Annotated in this window: 18 protein-coding genes and 1 tRNA gene; 8 read left to right on the plus strand and 11 right to left on the minus strand. The window is 72.5% G+C overall.

Annotation, left to right across the window (positions count from 1 at the left end; translation table 11 throughout):
* Window positions 1-10 precede the first annotated feature (10 nt).
* Window positions 11-661: a universal stress protein gene (locus AOM00_RS02965; protein ID WP_062516386.1), complete on the minus strand. Its 651-nt coding sequence runs from the start codon at window positions 659-661 to the stop codon at window positions 11-13.
* Between the two features lie 111 nt (window positions 662-772).
* Here AOM00_RS02965 and AOM00_RS02970 point away from each other — a divergent pair, with 111 nt between their 5' ends.
* Both AOM00_RS02970 and AOM00_RS02975 read left to right on the plus strand, forming a co-directional pair.
* Window positions 773-1,546 carry a YaaA family protein gene (locus AOM00_RS02970; RefSeq protein ID WP_062516387.1) on the plus strand — a complete coding sequence of 258 codons (774 nt, stop codon included), beginning with the start codon at window positions 773-775 and terminating at the stop codon, window positions 1,544-1,546.
* A gap of 25 nt (window positions 1,547-1,571) precedes the next feature.
* Window positions 1,572-2,747: an aminotransferase class I/II-fold pyridoxal phosphate-dependent enzyme gene (locus AOM00_RS02975; protein WP_062516388.1), complete on the plus strand. Its 1,176-nt coding sequence runs from the start codon at window positions 1,572-1,574 to the stop codon at window positions 2,745-2,747.
* Here the strand turns inward: AOM00_RS02975 and AOM00_RS02980 are convergent.
* Window positions 2,740-3,525 (minus strand): SDR family NAD(P)-dependent oxidoreductase, encoded by a 786-nt coding sequence (locus AOM00_RS02980; protein ID WP_062516389.1) that lies wholly within the window; start codon window positions 3,523-3,525, stop codon window positions 2,740-2,742. The two genes, AOM00_RS02975 and AOM00_RS02980, sit on opposite strands and share 8 nt — an antisense overlap.
* Before the next feature lie 125 nt (window positions 3,526-3,650).
* On the opposite strand from AOM00_RS02980, the gene AOM00_RS02985 reads away from it, so the two are divergent.
* The 5 genes from AOM00_RS02985 (at window position 3,651) to AOM00_RS03005 (ending at window position 8,123) form a co-directional block, all read left to right on the plus strand.
* On the plus strand, window positions 3,651-4,232 hold the full coding sequence (locus tag AOM00_RS02985; protein WP_062516390.1) for a TetR/AcrR family transcriptional regulator: 582 nt from the start codon (window positions 3,651-3,653) through the stop codon (window positions 4,230-4,232).
* Window positions 4,229-5,386 (plus strand): SGNH/GDSL hydrolase family protein, encoded by a 1,158-nt coding sequence (locus tag AOM00_RS02990; RefSeq protein ID WP_062516391.1) that lies wholly within the window; start codon window positions 4,229-4,231, stop codon window positions 5,384-5,386. Before AOM00_RS02985 ends, AOM00_RS02990 begins: the two co-directional genes overlap by 4 nt.
* Window positions 5,387-5,415: 29 nt before the next feature.
* The gene (locus tag AOM00_RS02995) at window positions 5,416-6,267 is read left to right on the plus strand and encodes a formate/nitrite transporter family protein (protein WP_062516392.1); all 852 of its coding nucleotides are present in this window, start codon (window positions 5,416-5,418) and stop codon (window positions 6,265-6,267) included.
* Between the two features lie 138 nt (window positions 6,268-6,405).
* On the plus strand, window positions 6,406-7,458 hold the full coding sequence (locus AOM00_RS03000; protein ID WP_062516393.1) for an LLM class flavin-dependent oxidoreductase: 1,053 nt from the start codon (window positions 6,406-6,408) through the stop codon (window positions 7,456-7,458).
* Window positions 7,455-8,123, plus strand: a complete 669-nt coding sequence (locus AOM00_RS03005; protein ID WP_062516394.1) for an NADPH-dependent F420 reductase — start codon at window positions 7,455-7,457, stop codon at window positions 8,121-8,123. Before AOM00_RS03000 ends, AOM00_RS03005 begins: the two co-directional genes overlap by 4 nt.
* A 2-nt stretch (window positions 8,124-8,125) precedes the next feature.
* Here the strand turns inward: AOM00_RS03005 and AOM00_RS03010 are convergent, their stop codons facing one another.
* The 6 genes from AOM00_RS03010 to AOM00_RS03035 all read right to left on the minus strand — a co-directional run bounded on the left by AOM00_RS03010 (window position 8,126) and on the right by AOM00_RS03035 (window position 12,652).
* Window positions 8,126-8,956 (minus strand): histidine phosphatase family protein, encoded by an 831-nt coding sequence (locus AOM00_RS03010; protein WP_062516395.1) that lies wholly within the window; start codon window positions 8,954-8,956, stop codon window positions 8,126-8,128.
* The gene (locus AOM00_RS03015; RefSeq protein WP_062516396.1) at window positions 8,953-9,690 is read right to left on the minus strand and encodes a zinc ribbon domain-containing protein; all 738 of its coding nucleotides are present in this window, start codon (window positions 9,688-9,690) and stop codon (window positions 8,953-8,955) included. The genes AOM00_RS03010 and AOM00_RS03015 overlap by 4 nt, the downstream gene beginning before the upstream one ends.
* 16 nt (window positions 9,691-9,706) lie before the next feature.
* Complete coding sequence (locus AOM00_RS15335) at window positions 9,707-10,519, minus strand: Nif3-like dinuclear metal center hexameric protein (RefSeq protein ID WP_062516397.1); 813 nt, start codon at window positions 10,517-10,519, stop codon at window positions 9,707-9,709.
* A 10-nt stretch (window positions 10,520-10,529) separates the two neighbouring features.
* Complete coding sequence (locus AOM00_RS03025) at window positions 10,530-11,381, minus strand: potassium channel family protein (protein ID WP_062516398.1); 852 nt, start codon at window positions 11,379-11,381, stop codon at window positions 10,530-10,532.
* Window positions 11,382-11,437: 56 nt separating this feature from the next.
* Window positions 11,438-12,166: a hypothetical protein gene (locus tag AOM00_RS03030; protein ID WP_062516399.1), complete on the minus strand. Its 729-nt coding sequence runs from the start codon at window positions 12,164-12,166 to the stop codon at window positions 11,438-11,440.
* A gap of 102 nt (window positions 12,167-12,268) precedes the next feature.
* Entirely contained in the window at window positions 12,269-12,652 is a 384-nt protein-coding gene (locus AOM00_RS03035) for a TIR domain-containing protein (RefSeq protein WP_062516400.1), read from the minus strand.
* Between the two features lie 55 nt (window positions 12,653-12,707).
* Between AOM00_RS03035 and AOM00_RS03040 the strand changes: the two genes are divergently transcribed.
* Window positions 12,708-13,463 (plus strand): DeoR/GlpR family DNA-binding transcription regulator, encoded by a 756-nt coding sequence (locus tag AOM00_RS03040; protein WP_062516401.1) that lies wholly within the window; start codon window positions 12,708-12,710, stop codon window positions 13,461-13,463.
* A 14-nt stretch (window positions 13,464-13,477) separates the two neighbouring features.
* Here the strand turns inward: AOM00_RS03040 and AOM00_RS03045 are convergent.
* From AOM00_RS03045 to AOM00_RS03055, 3 genes are all read right to left on the minus strand, one after another.
* A tRNA-Val gene (locus AOM00_RS03045) sits at window positions 13,478-13,554 on the minus strand.
* A gap of 41 nt (window positions 13,555-13,595) precedes the next feature.
* The gene (locus AOM00_RS03050) at window positions 13,596-14,249 is read right to left on the minus strand and encodes a hypothetical protein (protein ID WP_062516402.1); all 654 of its coding nucleotides are present in this window, start codon (window positions 14,247-14,249) and stop codon (window positions 13,596-13,598) included.
* Window positions 14,246-14,866 (minus strand): SatD family protein, encoded by a 621-nt coding sequence (locus AOM00_RS03055; RefSeq protein ID WP_062516403.1) that lies wholly within the window; start codon window positions 14,864-14,866, stop codon window positions 14,246-14,248. Before AOM00_RS03055 ends, AOM00_RS03050 begins: the two co-directional genes overlap by 4 nt.
* Between the last annotated feature and the right edge of the window lie 38 nt (window positions 14,867-14,904).

Raw genomic sequence — 14,904 nt, forward strand, 5'->3', positions numbered from 1 at the left:
GGGACCCGGGCTACTGCTCGCGCGGCCCGGTTGCCGCGCGGCCCACGCCATGACGGGGCTCCACCACGAGCACCGGTGCGTCGCTGTGGTGCACCAGGTGATCGGAGACGGTCCCGAGCACGCGCCGGGAGAGCCCGTGCCCCCGCCGCCCGACCACCACCAGGTCGACGTCGTTGTCGGTCGCGCACCGCAGCAGCGCCTCGCCTGGCGGACCGGCGAGCACCTCCACGTTGACCGGGGCGCCCGGCGCGAGGCCCCGCGCGCGCTCGAGGTGCGCGGACGCCGTCTCCATCGCCTCGGGCTCCTCCGGTTCGGTGGCGTCGTATCCCACCACCTCGGCGAGGACCACCTGCCCGCATCGGTCGCCCATCACCGCCATCACGACCTCGAGGGCGCGCTCCGCCTCCGGGGATCCGTCGACGCCCACGAGCACCCGGAGCCCTGGGCTCGCATCGCGCGAGGCAGGCGGGCCGTCCGGTGACGCATCTGCGACGCGGGGCGTGCGCTCGACCCGCTCGAGCGCCATCGGCACGAACAGCGGCCCCAGCGCGATCGCGACGACGAACCAGCGTCGGTCGTGACCCCGGCGCACCATCCACGCACCGGTGATGAGCCCGGTGCCGACCCACACCGCGGCCGCGATCAGTGGCCATGCGTCCACCTCTCCACACTATGCCGATCCCTCCGACGCCGAGGGCCCGCGGCCGCCCGTACGCCCGACCCGCGACCTCCGTCGGGGGGACCGACGCCGCATACCCCCTACCCTTGTCCCGTGCTGATCCTGCTCCCGCCCTCCGAGGGCAAGACCGCTCCCCCGTCCGGTGCTCCCGTCGACCTGGACGCGCTCTCCCACCCGGGCCTCGCGGACCACCGCCGGCGCGTGGGCGACGCTCTCGCGAAGGTCAGCGGCCAGCGCAACGCGATGGACGTCCTCGGCGTGGGCGCGTCGCTCACCGCGGAGGTCGAGCGCAACCGCACCGTCTGGGACAACGCCAGCGCCCCCGCCGGCCAGGTGTACACCGGCGTCCTCTACGACGCCGCAGGCATGGCGGAGTGGGACGCCGCCACGCTCGACAAGGCCGCGGCCAGCGTGCGCATCGTCTCCGCGCTGTGGGGCGCCGTGTCCCCCGCCGACCGCATCCCTGCCTACCGCCTCAGCATGGGCACCACCCTGGGCCGCCTCGGCGGCCTCGCCACGTACTGGAAGAAGCACCTGCCCGCCGAGCTCGACGGCCTCGCCGACGGCGGGCTGGTGATCGACTGCCGCAGCGCGTCCTACGTCGCCGCGTACAAGCCCGCCGACGCCGCCTGGGTGAGCGTGAGCGTCCAGCGCGAGCTCGACGGCAGGCGTGCCGTGGTGAGCCATATGGCCAAGCACACGCGCGGCCTCCTCGCGGCCCACCTCGTGAGGGACGATGCGCGGCCCGGGTCCGCGCAGGACCTCGCCGACGCCGCGGCAGGGATGATCGGCGACGCGCTCGTCGACGTCGCCCTCACCCCCAAGACGAAGGGTCCGGACGAGGTCACGCTCGTGATCGCGGGCTAGCCTCGAACCCTGGAGAGGAGCCACCATGCAGCTCTCGCAGCGAGCCGAGGCCGTCGAGCCCTTCCACGCGATGGCGTTCGGCGACATCGCCGCCGGGCTCGAGCGGTCGGGCCATCGCGTGGTCCGCCTCAACCTCGGCGAGCCGGACTTCGGCGCTCCGGCGGCGGTGCGGCTTGCGATGGTCGACGCCATGGACGGGCGTCCGCTCCCCTACACGTCGGCGCTCGGCACACGGGCGCTGCGCGAGCGGCTGTCCTGGTTCTACCGGATGCGCCACGGGGTCGATGTCGATCCCGCGCGCATCGCGGTGACCATGGGCGGCTCCGCGGCGCTCGACCTCGCGGTCGCCGCGACCGTGGACCCCGGGACCGACGTGCTCATGGCCGACCCGTCCTACCCGTGCAACCGGCAGATCGTCACGACCTTCGGCGGCAACCCCGTCACCGTCCCGACGTCGCCGCAGACCCGGTTCCAGCTCACCGAGGACCTGGTGCGGGACGCCTGGACGCCGGGGACGCGCGCAGTGATGATCGCCTCGCCCTCGAACCCGACGGGGACGTCGCTGTCCGCGGAGACGCTCGCGGCCGTCTGCGCCGTCGCACGCGAGCGCGGCGCGTGGCGCATCGTCGACGAGATCTACCTGGACCTCGCGGACGTCGACAGGAAGGGCCGGCGGCCCCGCAGCGTGCTCGCGTGGGACCCCGACGCGATCGTGGTCAACTCGTTCTCCAAGTCCTTCGGCATGACGGGGTGGCGCCTGGGCTGGTGCGTGCTGCCCGAGGCGCTGGTCGACCCTGTCGAGCGGCTCGCGACGAACATGTTCCTCAGCCCGTCCGCTCCCGTGCAGCATGCCGCGCTCGCGTGCTTCACCCCGGGCTCGCTCGCCGAGGCCGAGGAGCGGCGCCTCGAGCTGCTCGAGCGGCGCACGCTCATGCTCGACGGCCTCGCGCGCATCGGCCTCCCCGTGGCTTGCCCTCCCGACGGCGCGTTCTACGCGTTCGCGGACGTCTCCTCGACGGGCCTCGACGCGTGGACCTTCGCGGACCGTGCCCTGCGCGAGGCCCGCGTCGCGATCACGCCGGGACGCGACTTCGGCGCGACTCATGCGGACACCCACGTGCGGCTGTCCTACGCCGTGTCGCGCGAGGCGATCATCGAGGGCATCGAGCGGCTCGGTCAGCTCATCGTGTCGCTCAGGTGAGCGAGTATCCGCCGTCCACCGCGATGGTCTGGCCCGTGATGAACGTGCTCGTCATGAGGAACAGGTAGGCGCGGGCGACCTCACGGATGTCCGCGGTGCGGCCCAGCGGGATGCGCGACTCCATCTCCGTGCGCATCGCGACCACGTCCGCGTCGGAGTGATGGCGCCACAACGGCGTCTGCGTCCACGTGGGCGCGACCGCGTTGACGCGCAGGCGCGGCGCGAGCAGCACCGCCTTCTCCCGCACCAGGTCCTCGATCTCCGCGTTGCCGGCCACCGCCGCGACACCGTCGTGCTCGCCGGGTCGCCGCGTCGACCCCGCCGTGAGCACGAACGACCCTCCGTCCCGGACGCTGTGCGACAGCACCTCCATGAGCAGGCGGTTCTCCTCGACCTTGCGCGCCGCCACCTGTCGGAACGCCTCGTCGTCGACCTCGGGGGTGTCATCGGCGAGCCTGCCGCCCAGGGTCGACACCACGTGGTCGACCATCCCGACGGCCTCGACCAGGGCGGTGCGGCCGCGCTCGTCACCGACGTCGATCGCCAACGCGCTCGCCTTGCCGTGCGCGAGCGCCCCGGCCTCCTGCGAGGTCGCATGCGCCTTGGCGCTGTCGCGACCGACCACGATGACGTCCGCACCGGAGATCGCCGCGTCGAGCGCCACCTGCCGGCCGAACCCCGAGGACCCGCCGACCACGAGCACGCGCTTCCCATCGAGCGAGTGGCGGGCCACGATGGGGTCCTCGTAGCTGGACGGCGGCTTGGGTGCGGCGGTCATCATCACTCCTCGTCTCAGGATCCTCCAGTGCAACGTCCGGCGCGACCCGCAGGCTTCCGCACCGCTGGCCCCTGCAACTTTTCTATAGGTCGTAGGTAAATGCGTATATGACGTAGACTGACACGATGCCACGCGCCCACCTGACCGCCGCCGCGGTGATCCATGAGGCCATGCTTCTCGCAGACCGCGAGTCGTACGACGCGGTCACCGTCTCCGCCGTCGCCCGATCTCTCGGCGTCCGCCCCGCCAGCCTGTACGCGCACGTGCGGGATCGGGACGCGCTCCTCGCGGGCGTGCACCAGAGCGCACTCGGCGAGCTCGGATCACGCCTCGCGACCGAGCTCGCCGGCCGGTCGGGGCGCGATGCGCTCGCGGCTCTCGCAGACACCCACCGCCGCTTTGCGACGGAGCACCCGGGCGCATGGACTGCACTGCAGCGCCCCTCCTCCGAGGCGACCGCTCGGTCGTCGGAGGCAGCGCTGGTCGCCGCGCTCATCTCGGGCGTGGTGCGCGGGTATCCGCTGCCGGCGAGCGCGGTGGTCGACGCCGTGCGCCTGGTGAGCGCGACCATCACCGGCTTCGTCGCGCTCACCGACGCGAAGGCCTTCGCGCATCGTCCCCAGGACGTCGGCTCCTCGTGGGCCGCTGCCATCGACGCGCTCGACCGCGCCCTCAGCACCTGGCCCCAGGAAGGACCATCCGCATGATCACCACCCCCCTGTCCGAGGCCATCGTCCGGGGCGTCGCCGAGCTCGAGCCGACGGACCGCGGCCTACGCCTGCACCGTCTCCCCGCATGGGCCAGGCGCCAGCTTCCCGATCCGCAGCTCCTGTCCATGGAGGCCCAGCCCGCGGGAGCGCGCGTCGTCTTCCGCACCTCGGCCACACGCGTCGAGCTCGAGACGCTCACCTCGCGCGCCGTCTACGTGGGCGCGGAGCGGCCGCGCGGACGCGTCGACGCCTACGTCGACGGCGTGCCGATCGCCAGCGACGCCCTCACCGAGGGCGATCGCGTCGAGGTCGACCTCGCCACAGGAGCCACCGCTGCATACGCAGGGCGGACCCACACCACCACCCTCACCGGACTGGCAGACGCCGACAAGCGGATCGAGCTCTGGCTCCCCCACAACGAGGCGGTGACGCTCGTGGCGCTGAGGACCGATGCGCCGGTCCAGCCGGCGCCCTCGGCGGCGCCCCTCTGGATCCACCACGGCAGCTCGATCAGCCAGGGCTCGGCCGCGCTCGCACCCAGCCGGACCTGGACGGCGGTGGCGGCACGGGCCGCAGGCCTCGACCTGCGCAACCTCGGCTTCGGTGGGGCGGCGATGGTGGACGCCGCCGTCGCGCGAGTGATCCGCGACTCCCCGGCCGACGTCATCAGCGTCAAGCTCGGCATCAACGTGGTCAACGCCGATGCGATGCGGATGCGCGCGTTCGTCCCTGCCGTCCACGGCTTCCTCGACACCATTCGCGACGGCCACCCCGACACGCCGCTCCTGCTGGTGACCCCGCTCCATTGCGGGATCCATGAGCGCACCCCCGGACCAGGCGCCTTCGATCCCCGCTCCCTCGGCACCGAGCAGGTGCGCTTCATCGCCACCGGCGACCCCGCGGACGTCGCGCAGGGTCGGCTCACGCTGGAGACCATCCGGGCCGCGCTCACCGACGTGGCCGCCCGCCGCGACGACGACCCCCACCTGCGATGGGTCGACGGGACCGCTCTGTACGGACCCGAGGACGAGGCGGCTCACCCGCTTCCCGATCGGCTGCACCCGGACGCACCGACGCACGAACTCATCGGCACGCGCTTCGCCGCCGAGGTCGGCGCTCTCGCAAGCGCACGGCGCGCGGGTCCCAGGTAGAACGCTGCTCGGCGTGGCAGGCTTGGCGCATGAGCGATCAGAGCGCACTGTTCCCAGGCAAGCAGTTCATCTCGACGGTCCTGGACGCGCTGGAGACCAAGACCACCATGAGCGGCGGACTCGCCCGCGTCTACCTCATGCGTGCCGCGATGGCCGGCGTGATCATCGGTCTGATGTACCTCACCAACTTCGCCGTGGTCGCGGCCTTCGCGAGCGCGAGCGACGGCACCCTCACCAGCATCGGCAAGATCCTGGGCGCTCTCATCTTCGGGTTCGCGCTCGTGTTCATCTACTACTCGAAGTCCGAGCTGCTGACCTCGAACATGATGGTCGTCACGGTCGGCTGGTACCACCGCCGTGTCAGCGCGCTCCGGGGGCTGCGCATCCTCGCGATGTGCTACCTGGGCAACTTCATCGGCGGCCTGGCGATCGCCGTGCTCGTGCACTTCTCGAGCATCCTCGACGGCGGTGCGGGCGAGCAGTTCGACGCGACCATCGAGCACAAGCTCGCCTACCTGTCCGAGGGGGCAGCCGGGTGGGGCGACCTCTTCGTGCGCGCGATCCTGTGCAACTTCATGATCAACCTCGCGATGATCCTGGTCTACAACGGCATGATCAAGGACGACCTCACCAAGGCGATCGCGATGATCATGAGCGTGTTCGTCTTCGCGTTCGTGGGCTTCGAGCACTCGGTGGCCAACACGGTGGCCTTCACGGTCGCCGCGCTCCAGGGCGGGCTCGACTGGGGGCCGGCGTTCGGGAACCTCGCGATCGCGCTGGTGGGCAACTTCGTCGGCGGCGGGCTGCTGATCGGCTGGTACTACGCCTACGCCAACGACGACCGCCGCTACCTGCGCAAGCAGCTCGCACGCGACGCCTGAGGGCCCGCGGGTCCCATCTCCGGGCCGCTCGCACGGGAGCGCGACCCCGGCGGGACCGTGGTGCCGCACGGGAATGCCAGGACGACCGGATACGCTCAGTAGTTGACGCCTCAACAACCCGCCTCTCAGGAGCCTCCCGTGAACCCCACCGACGTCCAGTTCGGCATCGAGACCTTCGGCGACCTGCCGCTGCACGACACCGGCGAGCCGATGTCCCATGCGGCCGCGCTGCGCCAGGTGGTGGACGAGGCAGCGCTCGCCGACCAGATCGGGATCGACGCCGTCGCGCTCGGTGAGCACCACCGCCCCGACTTCGCGATCTCCTCCCCCGAGATGGTGCTCGCGGCGATCGCTTCCCGCACCGAACGCCTCTCCCTCGGCTCCGCGGTCACGGTCCTGTCCTCGGACGACCCGGTGCGGGTGTTCCAGCGCTTCTCCACGCTCGACGCCGTCTCGAACGGACGCGCGGAGGTGATCCTGGGCCGGGGCTCGTTCACGGAGTCCTTCCCCCTGTTCGGCTTCGACCTCGCCGACTACGAGGTGCTGTTCGAGGAGAAGCTCGCGCTGTTCGCCCAGCTGCTCACCGAGCGACCCGTCACCTGGGAGGGCACCACGCGACCCGCGCTTCACCAGGCCGACGTGTACCCCAAGACCGACTCGGGCAGCCTCACCACGTGGGTCGGCGTCGGAGGTTCCCCGGAGTCCGTGATCCGCACCGCCCGCTACGGCCTCCGGCTCATGCTGGCGATCATCGGCGGGGACCCCGGCCGCTTCGCGCCGTACGTCGACCTGTACCGGCGTGCGGCCGCACAGCTCGGCACCACGGCGCACCCCGTCGGCATGCACAGCCACGGCTTCATCGCCCCCACCGACGAGGAGGCGCGCGAGTCCTACTTCCCCGGTTACAAGGCGATGCGCGACCGCATCGGCGCCGAGCGCGGCTGGCCCCCGATGACGCGCGCGCAGTACGACGACGAGATCGACTTCGGATCGCTCTACGTCGGCGCGCCCGAGACCGTCGCGGCGAAGATGGCGGCCGCGATCGGCGCGCTCGACGTCGGACGCTTCGACCTCGTCTACACCGGCGGCGGCGCCATGCCCGCGTCGTCGCGCCTGCGCGCCGTCGAGCTCCTCGGCACCGCGGTCATCCCGCGCGTGAGGGAGATCCTCGCGGACGGGGCGACCGCGTGAGCGGCCGGCGCACGGTCGGGATCCTCGGCGCCGGGAAGCTCGGCACCGTCCTCGCGCGGCTCGCGGTCGCGGCAGGTCACGATGCGGTGGTGGCGGGCTCGGGCGATCCGTCGCGCATCGCGCTCATCGTCGACGTGCTCGCGCCCGGCGCGCGCGTCGAGGCGGCGCCCGCGGTCGCGGCCCAGGCGGACATCGTGATCCTCGCCCTGCCCCTCGGCAAGCACGCCACGCTCGATGCGGCGAGCCTCGACGGCAGGATCGTGGTCGACGCGATGAACTACTGGTGGGAGGTCGACGGCGTCCGCGACGACCTCACGGACCCGGCCACCACCTCCTCGGAGATCGTCGCCCGCCACCTCGCAGGCGCTCGCGTCGTCAAGGCGTTCAACCACATGGGCTACCACGACCTCGACGAGCGCCCGCGGCCCGCGGGCGCCCCCGACCGCCGCGCGATCGCGCTCGCCGGCGACGACGATGCGGCGGCGGCCGAGGTCGCCGCGCTCATCGACTCGCTCGGCTTCGACCCGGTCACGATCGGCGGGCTCGGCGAGGGCCGTCACCTTCAGCCGGGCACGCCGGCGTTCGGTGCGCACACCTCCGCCACCGAGCTCGCCGAGATGGTCGAGGCATCCCGCGCCGACCAGACCGCTGCGGCCCAGGCGTAGCGCTACTCGACCGGGACGCCCAGGCAGAGCAGGTGGGTCTCCGCGATCGATCCGTCCTTGCGCGGACGCACCTGGAGGATGGTGGTCGAGGCCGGCGACGGCCAGATCGCGCCCCAGTGGGATGCGGGCATGCCCAGCGCCACCCCGACGGTCGACTTGATGGCGACCGCGTGCGACACCATCGCGACGGCACGGGGGACGTCCCGGCCGCCCATGCAGTCCGAGGCATGCGCCCGCGCCAGGTCCGCGACCGCGGAGAACGCCCGCTCACCTACCTGGGGGATCGACTCGCCGCCCGGCGCGACACCGTCGGCACGCCGCCACGCGTGGATCGCATCGCCGTCCCGCTCGACGATCTCTGCGACCGTCAGCCCCTCCCACGCGCCGAAGTCGACCTCGCGCAGCCTGTCCTCGGTCTCGACGTGCGCACCGATGCGGCGGCCGATCGCCGTCGCGGTCTCCTGCGTCCGGACGATGGGCGAGGCCAGCACCCGCGTCACGTGCGGCAGGTGCGTCCACGTGCGACGGCCGATGCCGTAGACCAGGTCCGCCGCCTTGGCGGCCTGGACGCGTCCCGCGGAGCTCAGCCGCGGCCCCGGCACCCCCCCGCCGGACATGCGACGGGAGGTGGTCATCTCGGTGACGCCGTGACGGACCAGCACCACGAACAGCGGTGCGACCAGGTCCTCCTCGTCCGGCGAGAACGGGGACTGGACGCGCGCGTTCGGGGCGGGGGCCGGGGTGGCGGACCCCGCATCGGCGCCCAGGTCGGTGCCGTCGTCGTAGCGGTGGCCGTGGTGCGGCACCGCGGGCTCGACCTGGGCGTCGCTCACTTCTTCGCGCCCCGCACCAGGATGCGGCCGCACTCCTCGCAACGCACGATCGCATCGGCCGGGCGGCCCTCGATCGCACGCAGGTCACCGGGGTTGAGCTGGGTGCGGCACCCGAGGCACTGGCCGTGCGCGAGCGCCGCCGCACCGATGCCGCCCTGGGCGTCGCGCAGCTTCTCGTAGAGCGCGATCAGGCCCGCGTCGAGGCCCGCGACCGTCGCCGCACGCTCCTCGGCGATGGTCGCGAGCTCTGCGTCGACCTCGCCCCACGCCACGTCGCGCTCGGCCGTGAGCTCCTCGATCTGCGCGCCGATGGCGTCGACCTGCTCCTTGGCGGAGGCGAGCTCCTGCTCGGCGGTCTCGAGCGCGTCCATGGCCTCGAGCTCGATGTCCTCGAGCGCCTCCTTGCGGCGCGTGAGCACCTCGAGCTCCGACTGCAGCGCCTGAAGGTCCTTCGCGGAGCCCTGGCCGGACTCGAGGCGGGCGGTGTCGCGCGCGGCGCGGTCGCGCACCGTCTGGACGTCGTCCTCCGCCTTCTGGACCGCCCGCTTGAGGTCGTTGACCTTGGTGTTCGAGGCGACGCGCGCCTCGTCGAGGTCCGTGAGGCGCCCCGTGAGCTCCTGGATCTGCACGATCACGGGAAGGTGACCGCGGCGGTGACGGGCCTGCTGCGCACGGAGGTCGAGGTCCTGCACGTCGAGAAGTCGGATCTGGTCGGCTGCGGGTGCGTCGGGCACGTGTTCTCCTTGCGCGTCAGAAACGCGCGGTCCAGGGGTCGGTGGTGAGGGTCGAGACGAGGGTGTCGATTCCGGTCGCGTCGCCGAGGTACTCGGCGGCGGCCTCGAGCCACGTCCACTCGGATGCGTAGTGTGCCACGTCCACGAGGTACGGCCTGCCATCGCCCAGGAGGGCGGCCTCCCGAGCATCCGACGTCGGGTGGTGGCGAAGGTCGGCCGTGAGGTAGACGTCGGCGCCCGCCTCGCGCGCCGCGGCCAGGAACGAGTCGCCCGATCCGCCCACCACGGCGACCGTCTGCACCACGCCGTCGAGGTCGCCGGCGACGCGGACGCCGTGCGCGGTGGCCGGGAGCACCTCGGCCGCGCGCTCGGCGAAGGCGCGCAGCGTCAACGGGGCGTCGAGGCGGCCGATGCGACCGGTGCCCTGCTCCGCATCGTCCCGGAGCGGGACGAGCGGCAGCGCGCCGGAGACACCGAGCACCGTCGCGAGCGCCTCCGCGACTCCGCTTCCCGCGTGGTCCGCGTTGGTGTGCGCGTTGTAGAGGGCGATGCCGTTCTCGATGAGCGCGTGGATGACGGCACCCTTGGGCGTCGCGGCGTTGACCGTGGTCACGCCGCGCAGGAGCAGCGGGTGATGGGTGACGACGAGGTCGCAGCCCGCCTCGATCGCCTCCTGGACCACGGCCATGGTCGGATCGACCGCGAACAGCGCGCGCGTGACGGCCGCATCGGGCCGGCCCACGGTGAGCCCGTTGACGTCCCAGTCCTCCGCGAGGTCCGGGGGGAAGCGCCTCTCGAGCGCGTCCATCACATCGGCCACAGAGGTCATGGGAGACAGGCTACTCGTTGGGAGGTCGCTCGGACCGCTCACGTCGGCGCCCCGCATCGGATGCCGGCGGCGCGGTCTGATGAGGCAGCCCGGACACCCCCTGCGACGGCTGGACCAGCCCGTCGAGCTTGGCCTCGAGCGCGTCGATCCGCTCGAGCAGCTGGGTGCGCGTCACCTCCTCACGCTCCTGCTCGCGGGCCTCCTCGGCGCCCTGCGTCAGGCTCACGAACCACGCCGCGACGGTCGCGGTCACGATTCCGATGAGGGCGATGCCGATGAGCATGAGCAGCGTGGCGATGATGCGTCCCTCGACCGTCACGGGCGCGTAGTCGCCGTAGCCCACCGTGGTGACCGTCACCAGCGACCACCAGATCGAGTCGCCGAAGTTCACGATCTGCGCGCCCTCGTGGCCCCGTTCGGCGTCGAGCATCGCCACCGAGGAGATCCACAGGAGCAGCAGGACGGCGATGACCACCGCCTGGGTCGACTTCACCACGCCCTTGCGGCTCGCGAGCATCGTGCCCGAGGCGAAGACCGACAGGATCTTCAGCGGCCGCGCCGCGGGGATGATCACGGCGACCACGTCGAGCGGGTGTGTGAGCAGGAACCGCCACCGCTGCTCGTGGAGCGCGACCCGGATGAGCAGGTCCACGAGGAAGATCAGCCAGACCAGGCCCTGGATCGTGAGCAGCGTCGCGCGGACGCTGCCGGGCAGGTGCTCGCGGAACGCGATGCGCGCCGACCACACGACCAGGAAGACGAAGGCGAGCACTGCCATCGCGCCATCGGCGCGCCTGGCGAAGGCCTCGTACCTCTGGCCCTTCTTCAGACCGCCCTCGTGCTCATCGAGCTCGAACGACACGTGCGGCTCCCCTCGTCAGGTGTCACGGCTGGTTCGAGGCTAGCGCGCGGCAGTGCCTACGACGCGAAGTCCATCCCGTCGATGCCCGTGATGAGGGCGTCGGAGTGCTCGGGGCACACGGTGAACGCCAGCATCGTGCCCATGAGCTGCGACGTGGCCACGCCCACCTGCGCCTCGACCTCGGCGTCCGTGGCGTCCTCGTCGAGGCCGCTGAAGGCCGCGCCCATCATGAGGTCGGTGAAGGCCTCCTCGAGCACGTCCTCGACCGGCGTGCCCTCCTCGATGGTCCGGCACGTGTCCCATGCCCCGGTCAGCGCCGCGGCCTCCATCTCGGGCGTCGCGGCGATCCCCAGGTCGAGGCCCTCGAGGGATGCCAGCAGCAGCACCTCGCGCTGCAGGCGCGTCAGGTCGCCCCCTTCGGCCACGAGGAACGCGGTGAGGGCATCCTCTGCCGCGGTTGCCGCCTCGCCCTCGACCGAGTCCGCAAGGGCGCCTTCGAAGCGCGCGTAGAGATCCGGGTCGATCAGCGCCTCGCGCTCGTCGGCGGTCATCGCGAGCACCGGCGAGTCCTCGCCGGCCCAGTCCTCGTCGCCCGCGGGTGCGGGGCTCGCGCCGTCATCCGTCCCGGAGGCGTCCGCGGTGGCCATGCCGGTCGGCTCGACGGTCGCGACGACCTCGGTGGCAGCGCCCGTGGGCGTTGCCGCGGCGTCCGCGTCCTCGGCGTTGGTCGAGCATCCCGCGACCAGCAGCAGCGCCGCGACGGCGACCGGCATCTTCGCACGCATGTGGTGAATCCCCCCTCGGATCAGGACGCCGCCGCGCGGCGGCTGGCCGTAGCGTATCGCCTGGTCCGCCGGACGCAGCGCAGCGGCGCGGCGACGGTGCGGTCACGCGTGGGGCGGCGCGGCGCAGCCGGGGACCTCGTCGAGCGAGAAGTACACCGGGATGCCACGTTCGCGCGCGAGCGCGACGTCCTGATCCGCCCCGCGCGACTCCCCCGGAAGCCTGAGGACCGCGTCGCAGTGCGCGATGAGACGGGCGGCCGTCGGGTACATCACCTCGGCCGCGAGCGGATGGTCCGGACCGGAGGCGCCGGCGCTGCGCAGCACAGGCAGCGCCACCCACTCGCCGATCATCGGGACATGCCCCGCCTCGAAGAGCGGCCATGCGGCCTCCTCGAGACGGGCGAGGTTGCGCGCCATGAGCGCGGGGTCGCCGCCGGTGCCTGAAGCATAGGGACCGGCGATGAGGATGAGCTTCGGTGTGTTCATGACGGCAGAGTAGGCACAAACATGCAAGAATGGGAAGAAGTCGGAAGGAATCGGAATGCTGGCAGCGGCACGTAGGCACCTCCTGCTCGATCGCCTCGCGCGCGACGGGCGTGTGGTCGCGAAGGATCTCGCGGCCGAGCTCGAGGTCTCGGAGGACACCATCCGACGCGATCTGCGCGAGCTCGACGCCGAGGGCCTCGCGGTCCGCGTCTACGGCGGCGCGCTCCCGGCCTCCCCTGCGGTGGTCGACTACGCCGCGCGGGCGAGCGTCGCCCCCGACAGCAAGAGCCGCGTCGCCGCGGCCGCCGCGCGGCTCATCGTCCCCGGCATGACCGCGATCCTCGACGGCGGCACCACGGCGCTCGCCGTGACCGCGGCGCTGCCGCGGGACCTCGACTGCACGATCATCACCCACTCCGTCACGGTCGCCGCATCGCTCCTCGAGCACCGCGCCGACGTCATCGTCATCGGCGGCACGCTGTTCAAGCACTCGGCCGTCGCATGCGGCGCACGTGCCGCGGAGGGCGCGCTCGAGGTGAGCGCCGACGTGTTCCTGCTGGGCGTCACGGGCGTCCATGCCGACGCCGGGCTCACCACGGGCGACGCCGACGAGGCGGCGATGAAGCGCACCCTCGCCTCGCGCAGCGCGGACACCTATGTGCTCGCGAGCGAGGAGAAGATCGGCGCGGCGTCGAGGTTCGGGGTGCTGCCCCTGACCGAGGTCACGGGGATCATCACGGACGCCGACGCAGACTCGGCGGCGATGCGCGCGCTCGACGCGGCCGGAGCGGCGCTGATGCGGGCCGGATAGCCGACAGACGATGCTGGTGGGCCCTGCCGGACTCGAACCGACGACACCTGCGGTGTAAACGCAGTGCTCTAACCAACTGAGCTAAGGGCCCGAGGACCATTGTGGCAGGTGCACCGTACCTGCCCGGACGGCTCAGGGACGCAGCACCGCGACGAGCAGCGCCGCCGCGCCGGCGAGCGCCCAGCTCACCAGCGAGCCGACCAGGAACTCCTCCGCGGTGGACCCACGCCCGCGGTCGCCCGAGATCTCCGGGAACCGGCCGATGCCCTTGGCCGCCATGAGGCCCACCACCACACCCTCCGCCCCGACGAGCGCGAGCGCCGCGATGAGCAGCCGCTCGAGCGGACCGATGAACCGTCCGCCCCGCAGATGGGACGCCACGCCGGGCGGGTCCTCCTCCGCCTCCTCGGGCGCGGTGCGCGCCCGCGCGAGCACGTCACGGCAGACCTCGTTGCCCGTGCGCGTGAGCAGCACCGCCGAGCCGAGGCCTGCGATGATCGCGGCGCTGCGGTCCGGGCCGCCGTCGGCGAGCACCAGGAGACCCGCGGCCACCACCAGGAAGCCCATCGCGACGTCCGCGCCGTAGCGCCACCGCAGGATCAGCCACGCCGCCGAGCCCGCGCCCAGCGCGAACGCGCCCCACGCGCCCACGGCCTCAGCGATCCCGGCCGCCACCAGCACGATGAGCAGCCACGCCGCGGACGATGCGAGCAGCGTGCGCCCGCGGAGGAACCACCGGAGCGCCTCGCTGCCGGCGATCATCGCGATCAGCACCGCGGCGGTCATCGCGCGCCTCCCGCAAGCTGCTCCAGCGCCTCGCGCAGCGCAACCGCACCCGAGCGATGCGCCGACTGGGACACCGCGGCCTGGCTGATCGACTCGCGCGTGGCGATGGCCTCCTGCCGCTCCCCTCGGATCACGCCCGCGGCGATGCGCCGCTCGCGCGCCTTCATACGGCCGAGCACGTGGTCGCGGAGCAGGAGGACGGAGGACGTCATGCCTGCATCGTCCCCCGGACCACCGACACACCACGCGCGCACCGCCGTCTGACCCGCATCCTCGCGCCGATGCGCCTCCTCGATCGCCTCGCGCGCACGCCACCACGCGCTGCCGTCGGAGATGTCGCCCTCGACCTCGACCACCTCGCCGAGGCCGATCCCCGCGCGCACCTCGACACCGTCCGGGAGCGCGAGCGAGGCGAGCGTGGTGACGCGGACCGCGTCCGCAAGCGTGCGGTACACCCCCTGGAACTCGTCGCCCACCGTCGCGCCGAGCGGCCGCAGCACCACGGCGTCCTCCTCGGCGGCGGCGAAGGCCTCGAGCACGGACGCCTGACCCGCGGCGCGGTCCTCGAGCTCGCGCGAGCGCACGATGTCCACGATCACGGCGACCACGTGTTCCATGCGATCGATGCTAACACTTATATCTCTGAAATATAAGA

Source organism: Demequina gelatinilytica, assembly GCF_000971115.1.
Taxonomy (GTDB): domain Bacteria; phylum Actinomycetota; class Actinomycetes; order Actinomycetales; family Demequinaceae; genus Demequina; species Demequina gelatinilytica.